The sequence below is a fragment of the Micrococcus sp. APC 4021 genome (assembly GCF_030407635.1).
Classification (GTDB): Bacteria; Actinomycetota; Actinomycetes; order Actinomycetales; family Micrococcaceae; genus Micrococcus; species Micrococcus luteus.
Window position 1 is genome coordinate 1 of record NZ_JASDCZ010000098.1, and the last position, 8,566, is coordinate 8,566.

General features: G+C 70.7%; 10 protein-coding genes. 3 read left to right on the plus strand and 7 right to left on the minus strand.

What is annotated here, in order from left to right:
* Window positions 1-773 (minus strand): manganese catalase family protein (locus tag QL983_RS08785; RefSeq protein ID WP_290152363.1); only part of this gene is annotated, 773 nt, incomplete at its 3' end.
* Window positions 774-1,255: 482 nt separating this feature from the next.
* On the opposite strand from QL983_RS08785, the gene QL983_RS08790 reads away from it, so the two are divergent.
* Both QL983_RS08790 and QL983_RS08795 read left to right on the plus strand, forming a co-directional pair.
* Window positions 1,256-1,660, plus strand: a complete 405-nt coding sequence (locus tag QL983_RS08790; protein ID WP_079118296.1) for a GNAT family N-acetyltransferase — start codon at window positions 1,256-1,258, stop codon at window positions 1,658-1,660.
* A gap of 414 nt (window positions 1,661-2,074) precedes the next feature.
* Entirely contained in the window at window positions 2,075-3,145 is a 1,071-nt protein-coding gene (locus tag QL983_RS08795) for a GNAT family N-acetyltransferase (protein ID WP_036314953.1), read from the plus strand.
* A 24-nt stretch (window positions 3,146-3,169) separates the two neighbouring features.
* Here the strand turns inward: QL983_RS08795 and QL983_RS08800 are convergent, their stop codons facing one another.
* Window positions 3,170-4,045, minus strand: coding sequence for an ArgP/LysG family DNA-binding transcriptional regulator (locus tag QL983_RS08800; protein ID WP_036314951.1), 876 nt, complete (start codon window positions 4,043-4,045; stop codon window positions 3,170-3,172).
* A gap of 71 nt (window positions 4,046-4,116) precedes the next feature.
* On the opposite strand from QL983_RS08800, the gene lysE reads away from it, so the two are divergent.
* The gene (lysE, locus tag QL983_RS08805) at window positions 4,117-4,731 is read left to right on the plus strand and encodes an L-lysine exporter (protein WP_036314948.1); all 615 of its coding nucleotides are present in this window, start codon (window positions 4,117-4,119) and stop codon (window positions 4,729-4,731) included.
* A 33-nt stretch (window positions 4,732-4,764) separates the two neighbouring features.
* Here the strand turns inward: lysE and QL983_RS08810 are convergent, their stop codons facing one another.
* From QL983_RS08810 to QL983_RS08830, 5 genes are all read right to left on the minus strand, one after another.
* Entirely contained in the window at window positions 4,765-5,352 is a 588-nt protein-coding gene (locus tag QL983_RS08810; RefSeq protein ID WP_036314945.1) for a PIN domain-containing protein, read from the minus strand.
* Entirely contained in the window at window positions 5,352-5,864 is a 513-nt protein-coding gene (locus QL983_RS08815; RefSeq protein WP_036314943.1) for a helix-turn-helix domain-containing protein, read from the minus strand. The genes QL983_RS08810 and QL983_RS08815 overlap by 1 nt, the downstream gene beginning before the upstream one ends.
* Before the next feature lie 75 nt (window positions 5,865-5,939).
* Window positions 5,940-6,281, minus strand: a complete 342-nt coding sequence (locus QL983_RS08820) for a luciferase family protein (protein ID WP_036314941.1) — start codon at window positions 6,279-6,281, stop codon at window positions 5,940-5,942.
* A gap of 196 nt (window positions 6,282-6,477) precedes the next feature.
* The gene (locus tag QL983_RS08825) at window positions 6,478-7,509 is read right to left on the minus strand and encodes a methionine synthase (RefSeq protein WP_036314939.1); all 1,032 of its coding nucleotides are present in this window, start codon (window positions 7,507-7,509) and stop codon (window positions 6,478-6,480) included.
* Window positions 7,506-8,552, minus strand: a complete 1,047-nt coding sequence (locus tag QL983_RS08830; protein WP_051995257.1) for a putative oxygenase MesX — start codon at window positions 8,550-8,552, stop codon at window positions 7,506-7,508. Before QL983_RS08830 ends, QL983_RS08825 begins: the two co-directional genes overlap by 4 nt.
* Between the last annotated feature and the right edge of the window lie 14 nt (window positions 8,553-8,566).

Sequence of the window (8,566 nt, forward strand, 5' to 3'; positions counted from 1 at the left end):
GGGACCCCCGCCGGCGGCTCGGACGAGTAGGAGAACTCGCCCTTGCCGTCCGGGGTGGGGCCTGCAGCCCACGAACCCTCCGCAGTGGCCTGACCGTCAGAGAACTCATAGTGCGTGTACGAGTGCTCCGTGGCCTCCTTCTTCTGCGGGAAGTTGCTCGGCACCGGCATCTCCTCCAGGCCGTCTTCCTGCAGCTCCTTCACAGCCGCCGCCCACTGGTTCTGGTGCATCGTGTCCCGGGCCAGAAGGAAGGAGAGCAGCTCCCGGATGCCCGGGTCATCGGTCATGTGGTAGAGCCGGGCCACCTGGGTGCGGCCCTGCATCTCGGCGTTGAGGTTGGCGGTCATGTCGGCCAGCAGGTTGCCGCTGGCCGTGACATACGCTCCGGTCCACGGATTCCCCATGCTGTCCACGGGGCGAGCACCGGCACCGGCCACGATGGCCTGCTGCAGGTCGGTGCCCCCGATGACGGCGGCCACGGCCGGGTCATCCTGGATGGCGTCGGTGGTGATCCCCACCGGGGCCTTCTCCAGCAGCTGGGCCACCATGGTGGCGAGCATCTCGACGTGTCCGAACTCCTCGGCCGCCGTGCTGAAGAGTAGGTCCCGGTATTTGCCCGGGATGTGGGCGTTCCATGCTTGGAAGCTGTACTGCATGGCCACGGTGATCTCGCCGTACTGCCCGCCGATCACCTCCTGCAGCTTGCGGGCGTAGACCGCGTCAGGCTTCTCGGGGCTGGAGACGTGCTGAAGCTTCTGCTTGTGGATGTACACGAGAGACTCCCTCGATCGGGTCAGACGCGCGAAGGCCCGAGGGGCTCCACGCCGGACATCATCGACGCTACGCGGGTCTGACCGACCCGCGTAGAGCTGACCCACGCCAGAACTGCGCCGGTCACCAGCCGCGCCATGGACGCCAGCCCCACTCGGGGGGTGAGCGCTTTCGCCATCCTCCGCCTGCGGATGCGGCGGGTGGGTGACTCTCAGAGGCACGCGGCACAACCGGTCGTTTGTGGCTGCGCTTCCACGAGCACGAGACCAGCCCCTCACACTCCGAGCGTCTCGCCCTATCTCCACTGCGCCTCTGCACTGCTATCTTCCTAGCCATGTTCACTCTCTGACGGCATCGCGCTGAACACCCCACCATCACGAGAGGAACAACTGTGCCCACTGACCTTCTGACTCTTCACTTGCCGCAGCTCTACCCTGCTGACCAGCTCCCTGGAGGACTCGACTTTCGAGGGTTGGACGTTGGGATGGCCGACGATCTGGCCCAGTGCTATCTGATGAGCTACCCACCCGACGTCGCTGCCTCCGATCTAGACGAGGCGCGCGAGGAGATGAACGCGACCTTCCGCGGTGACTACGGAAAGCTGCGCGCCGATGCGAGCACTACAGCGTGGGTGGGTGGCCGTCTCGCCGGAGCCATCATGGTGGTCACCCACTCGATCTGGGACGAACACCTCACTGGTCCGTTCATCATCGACCTCTTCATTGATCCCCACGCACGCGGGAAGGGGATCGGGCGGGCTCTGGTCCAACACGCCATCGCAACCTGCTGCGACGCCGGTGACCACACTCTGAGTCTGCGCTTCGGACAGGGCACCTCCGATGCGGCCATGAGGATCTACCAGCGGCTCGGATTTCGCCCCGTGGGATAGGCAGATTCGGTCGTTAGTGACGAGGGGCCCTGCCATGCGCCGTGTGCGCCACCTCCGGCCCTGCCCCCCGCCGCACGGCCCGCCACAACCAACCCGCCAGAGCGGCAGCCGCCCGTACGTTTCGGGCGATCCCCGGGACCCGCGGGGGCGCCCACCTGGACACCCAGTGTCACCCCGGCCGGATCCCGCCCGATATGCGAAGAGTTCCCCGCGCGTCGTGGGGAACTTTGCCTGCATCTCGACAGCAAAGGCCCTTGCCCACCGATCCGCGTCGTGACACAGTTCACCCCATGATGCAGCAGCAGTGACCCCGTGGGTCGGACGACCCACCACCGGCCTCCCCGCGCGCCCGTCTCGAGCACGGCTCGACGGGCGCCTCTGCGCCCACCCCTTTCTTCAGAAAGCAGTCACCGCATGCCTGACATCATCGAATTCCCCCTGCCCGCCTCGTCGGACGACCCCCACTGGCGGGCCTACTGCCACCTCGGAGACGAGTACAACCACGAGCTGATCGGCACGACCGAGTGGGACGAGACCCCCAGGGACGCGCTCATCCAGGCCGCCGCCGAGACCGACCACACGCAGCGCCGCTACCTGGCGTACGTCGACGGCGAGGCGGTCGGCTACGCCCGCGTCCTGATCAACCACGTCGACGACCCTGACGCGGCCGCCCTCAACGTCTACATCCACCCGCGGCACCGCGGACGCGGCCACGGCCGCGCACTGGCCGAGCGGCTCGTCCTGGACACCGCCGGCCTCACCCGTTTCGAGACCTGGCCGCTGACGCCGCGGCCGGTGGCCGGGCAACGGACGCTCACCCCGCCCAACGGCGCCGGTGCGGTGCCCGCCGAGCATCCGGGTGTGCGTCTCGCCCAGTCCTACGGCTTCGCGCTCGTCCAGACCGAGCGGGTGAGCCGGTATGACTTCGCCGATCCCGGGATCGACCCCGCCGTCGCCCTGGCCGAGGCCGAAGGCGTCTCGTCGGACTACGAGCTCCACGCCTGGGAGGGCGCGGCCGACGCGTCCCTGCAGGACGACGTCGCCGTCCTCAAGGCCCGCATGGCCACGGACGTGCCGTCCGGGGAACGCACCGTGGTGGAGCAGGTCTGGGATGCGGCCCGCGTGCGTCGCATGGACGAGCAGATCCTCACGACCGGGCGGCTCTTCCGCGCGGTGGCGCGGCACCGTGCCACCGGTCGGATCGTCGCCCTGAGCGAGCTGGTGGCGCCCCGCTCGCGCCCGGACGGGCTGATCGACCAGTGGGACACCATCGTGCTGCCCGAGCACCGCGGCCGCCGCCTCGGCATGCGCGTGAAGGCGGCGAACCTCATCGCCGTCCGCGACGCGCTGCCCGGGGCCCGCGCGATCATCACGTGGAACGCCGAGGAGAACCGGCACATGCTCGACGTCAACGAGGCACTGGGCTTCCGGCCGGTGCTGGTCGAGGCCTCCATGGAGGCGCCGGCACCGCTGCGACGTCGCTGACGGCCCGCGCCCCTTGGTGCCGCCTCACCCCCGCTCGAGCGTCCGCTGGGCCGCCTCCCGCACCGCCCGCGTGAGCCGCACCAGGCGCGTCACGGGCAGTGTGGCCGCCTGCCAGTACAGGGGCACGAGGACGTCGTCGAGCCCGGGCACGCGGACCAGCCGGCCGGCGCGCACGTCCTCGACGGCCTGGGCGTCCACGAGCATCCCCCACCCCAGGCCGGCCCGGACGGACCGGTGGAACCCGTCGAACGACGGCGCCAGGTGCGTGGGCGGGGCGACGTCCAGCCCGGCGCCGCTCAGCGCGAGGCGCTGCAGGTCGTCCTTCGCGTTGTAGCGCATCATGGGCATCGCGCCGAGGTCGACGACGTCGCCCGCCGCGTGCCGGGCGCGCAGGGCGGGCGAGGCGAGCGGGACGTAGCGCATGCTCCCCAGCGGCTCCGCCGCACACCCCTGCACCGGCTGCGGCTCCGTGGTGACGGCGGCCAGCACCTCGCCCCGGCGCAGCAGCCGGGCGCTGTGGTCCTGGTCCTCGACGTGCAGGTCCAGGACCGTGTCGTCCCAGTCGGCGGCCTCGGCCAGGACGGGCCCGAACCACGTGCCCAGCACGTCGGCGGGCACGGCCAGGGAGGTGACGCTGCGCCCGGCCGCCGTGCGGCCCAGCCCGGCCCACGCCTCCTGTTCGAGCACCCGCATGTGCCGGGCCACGCGCACCAGGCCGACGCCGGCCTCAGTCGGCTCGCAGGGTGTGCCGCGCCGGAGCAGCACCTGGCCCACCTCCCGCTCCAGGGCGCGGATGCGCTGGCTGACCGCCGAGGCGCTGACGCCGAGCTCGTACGCGGCCGCCTCGAACGAGCCCTCGTCCGCGATCGCACGCAGCGCCTGCAGCTGATCAAGGTTCATGAAGCAGAGCTTAGGCACCTGCAGTTCTCTTCGTTTGGCTCAGGCCCGGCCGGGCCCTAGCGTCCTCACCCATGTGGACCCTCGCCGGCACCGGCCTGCTCACCGGACTCGCCCTCATCGTCGCCATCGGCGCCCAGAACGCCTTCGTGCTCCGCCAGGGCGTGCGCCGGGAGCATGTGGGCGCCGTCGTGCTGGTGTGCATGGCCTCGGACGCCGTGCTGATCCTGGCCGGGACCGCCGGGGTGGGTGCGCTCGTGCAGGCCGTGCCGTGGCTGCTCGAGGTGCTGCGCTGGGGCGGCGCCCTGTACCTGCTCTGGTTCGCGGTCTCCTCCCTGCGTGCCGCGCTGCGCCCGCAGGGGCTCGTCGCCGAGCAGGCGCCGCGCACCGCGGGTTCGGTCATCGCCACCACGCTCGCGCTGACCTGGCTCAACCCGCACGTCTACCTGGACACCGTGGTGCTGCTGGGCAGCCTCGCCAACCAGCACGGTCCCGACGCGCGGTGGGTCTTCGCCGCCGGCGCCGTCGCCGCCTCGGTCCTGTGGTTCACCGCGCTCGGCTACGGCGCACGCCTGCTGGCCCGGGTGCTCGCCGACCCGAAGGCGTGGCGCGTGGTGGACGTGGTGATCGCGGTGGTCATGGCGGTGCTCGCGGTCCGGCTCATCGCCGGTTCCGGCGTGTGGGGGTGAGCCGACAGACGCCGGTTCTGGCGTCGGGCTGAATCAAGGTCGCTCAACGTCGACCCGCCAGAGCTGGGCTCGTGCGGCCTCCGCGAACAGGGGTGCACCGCACGGCACCAGCCGCTCAAGGACGTCCCTGACGGTCAACGGAGGATTCCGTGTCGCGCCCGCTTGGGCTGCGAGGGCCGTCATCACTCGAGCCGGGTCCAGGTCGAGCTGGTTCATGAAAAACTCATCCGGACTCTGCACCTCGATGTCGAAGGACTCAACGACCTCCCGCGGGAAGTCCTTCAGATTCGCCGTGACGATCAGGTCAGCACGTCCCTGGATCGCGGCGGCGACCACATGCCGATCATCGGGGTCCGGAAGATCAATCCCGGGCACGAGCTGCTCCCACCCCTCGACCCGCGCGTCGTCGAAGGCGGCGTCCATGACCCCGGCACGGTGACGCGCCGCCCCCGACGCACGCATGTCTGGATGCATCGCTTCCAGTGCGCGCACCGTCTCGTCGAGGATCCGCCCGCTCCATACCGGCCGATAGAGGCCCGCCTCGGCCAGATGCAGCAAGGTGTCCGCTTGGGCGATGGGCACGAGGACGCACGCGTCGAGCACCGCGCTGAAGCGCGCCACTACCCGCGCTCACCCCGGAGGTCGGCGCGAGCCTGACGCAACGCCTCGCGGTAGGACTCCGCCTTCTGGTCGTAGAGCCCCGCAGACGAGGCCTCCCCTACGAGGTCGCTCAGCGAGGCACGCCGCTCCCCGCGCTTCCGCTGCTGATAGGACACGACGTCTTGGAGCCGGATGCGTCGGTGCCGACCACCGGTCGTCCTCTCGTACGGCAACGCGCCCTCCTCGAGCAGCCTCACCAGCGTGGGACGACTGATGCCGAGGAAGTTCGCCGCCTCCTGTGTCGTGAGCAGCTGGTCGACGGGTGCCACCGTGATGGCCTTGCCCACCCGCATCGCCTCGACGACGTCCCGCAGGACGTTGAAAGCCTCTGGCGGCAGGGGGACCTTCTGCCCATCAGGGCCGACCAGGGCGGCCGGCTGCGTCAGGCCGTCGAGGAACCTGCCGACGTCGAGCATCTCCTCGAGGTCCGTCGGCGGCAGCACCGTGTGCTTGTCATTCACCGTCGCAGTCATGGAACAAGACTACCCGCGAAAACGAAAAATTCGCAGTTTCCTCTCGCGTCCGCTTCCCCGCTCCGGGGCGCTGCGTCAACCGCGCGCGTAGGCGAGCGACTCCTCGATGATCCCGACGACGACGGCCAGCTCTGCCTCGTCCCGCGGACCGTAGAGCATCCACTCCGTGCCGAAGTCCGCGTAGCCATGCGGTTCGAGCCATCCGAGCTCGGCCAGACGGACGCCGCGCTCGGGCGCCAGGACGAGGTGCACTGACGTGTCGTCCACCCCATGCAGGTGCACCGGCTCCCAGCGCCGGCCTGGTGAGAGGTTGACCTCCGGGGTGCGCTCCTCCGGCCGGCCTGTCAGGTGGAGGGCGCGCGACGTTGCTGGCGAGACGGTGCTGTGGCCCTCCTCGACGCCGTCGAGGGCGAACACCGCAGCGACCAGACGGCCCCACAGCTCCGGCGATGATCGCTGATCAAGCTGTCGGTGGGGCCCCTCGGTCGACGTCGCGGGACGACTGCCCGGCCGGGGATCGTCAGCGGTGAGCCGGACACGGGGGCTCGCATCAGGATCCATGCAGACGATCCTGACGGGGCCCCGCCGGCCAGGCAAGGCCATCAGGCCCCCCTCACTCCCCGCCCAGCTCCTCCCGGAGGATCCGCGCGCCGGCCACGAGCGCGGCGGTCTTGTCCCGCGCCACGGAGCGAGCCAGCGGCGCCATGCCGCAGTTGGTGCTCGCGATCAGCTTGTCCGCGTCCACGAACTCGAGGGTCTCCCGGAGGGTCGCCGCGACCTCCTCGGGCGTCTCGATCTCGTCGCTCGCCACGTCGATCGCGCCGACCATCACCTTCTTGCCGCGCAGCAGGCCGATGAGCTCCGCCGGCACCCGGGAGTGGTGCCGCTCCAGGGCGATCGTGTCGATCGTGGACTCGCGCAGCAGCGGGAACGACGTCTCGTACTGGCGCCACTCCTCCCCGAGCGTGGCCTTCCAGTCGTTGTTCGCCTTGATCCCGTAGCCGTAACAGATGTGCACGGCCGTCTCACACGTCAGGCCCTCGGCCGCACGCTCGAGCGTCGCCACGCCCCAGTCGCGGACGTCGTCGAAGAACACGTTGAACGCGGGCTCGTCGAACTGCACGACGTCGACGCCCACCGCCGCCAGCTCCCGCGCCTCCTCGTTGAGGATGCGCGCGAACTCCCACGCGAGCTTCTCGCGGCTGCCGTAGTGGCGGTCGGCGAGGGTGTCGATCATGGTCATCGGCCCGGGCAGGGTCCACTTGATGGGCCGGTCCGTCCGGGCGCGCAGAGCCTTCGCGTCGTCCACGAACACCGGCGCCGGCCGGCCCACCTCCCCGACGACGGTCGGCACACTCGCGTCGTACCGGTCGCGGATCCGCACCGTCTCCCGCCGGTCGAAGTCCACACCGCCGAGGTGCTCGATGAACGTGGTGACGAAGTGCTGGCGGGTCTGCTCGCCGTCGCAGACGATGTCGATGCCCGCACGCTCCTGATCGGCCACGGCGAGGGCGAGCGCGTCGAGCTTGCCCTCGCGCAGCTGCTCCCCCTCGAGCTTCCAGGGCGACCAGAGCGTCTCCTCCTCGGCGAGCCAGCCGGGCTTCGGCAGGCTGCCGACGAGGGCGGTGGGGATCAGGGTGGTCATCGGGTCTCCTCGTTGTCTCGTGCGGCGTGGGCGGCGGCCCAGCGCTCCAGCAGGTCGCGGTGCGGGCCCACGAAGTGCTCCTGCGTGTACTCCCCCTGCTCCCGGCCGAGGCGGGCCCGCTCCTCGCGGTCGTAGGCGATCCGGGTCTGCGAGAAGTCGCCGTGGTCCAGGCGCGGCCGGTACACCTCGCCGGCCCCGGCGTTCGCGTTGTAGATCTCCGGCCGGTAGATCCGCTGGAAGGTCTCCATGGTGGCGATCAGCCCGGCCAGGGAGAGGTTCGCGTGGTCGTTGAGCAGGTCGCCCCGCGAGTAGAACGCCAGCGGCGCCACGGCCCCGCGCGGCAGGAAGCACCGGATCCCCAGGCCCATCCGGCCGAAGTAGCGGTCCGTGCGGGAGGGTTCGTCCTGGCGGTACTCGACCCCGAGCACCGGGTGCTCGTTCGTCAGCCGCCGGTAGGTGCGGCTCGTGGACACGCTGATGCAGATCACGGGCGGCTGCGGGAACCGCTCCCGGTACGCCTGCGAGTCCAGCAGGTGCCGGAACAGCCGCCCGTGCAGGTCGCCGAAGCCGTCGGGCTCCTCGGTCCCCGGCGACGTCACCGCGTGCGCGGGCAGCACCACCGAGAAGTCGTGGTCGCGGACGTAGGAGGAGAAGTTGTTCCCCACACTGCGGCCGAGCACGGCGCCCGTCGCACGCTCGACCACCCGCACGTCGAGCATCTCCATGAGCGGGAAGTCGACGTCCGCGCCGTCGTCGGCGGTGAAGTGCACGTCGATCGAGACGATCTCGATCCGCGCCGTGTAGCGGTCCCGCTCCGGGTTGTCCCAGGGGGCGAGGTCGTTGAGGCGCCCGTCGATCATGGCCAGGGCGGCGCGCAGGTTCTCCCGCCGGTCCGTGCCGCGGGCGAGGTTCGCGAAGTTCGTGGTGGCGCGCGTGCTGGCGGCGGGCGTGTAGTCCTCGTCGAACGGCGTGGTGTGGATGCTGAACGTCAGGTCGTCCACGCGGGTGGGCGCGGTGCTCGGGACAAGGGTGGCGTGGCTCATCGGGTCCTCTCCGG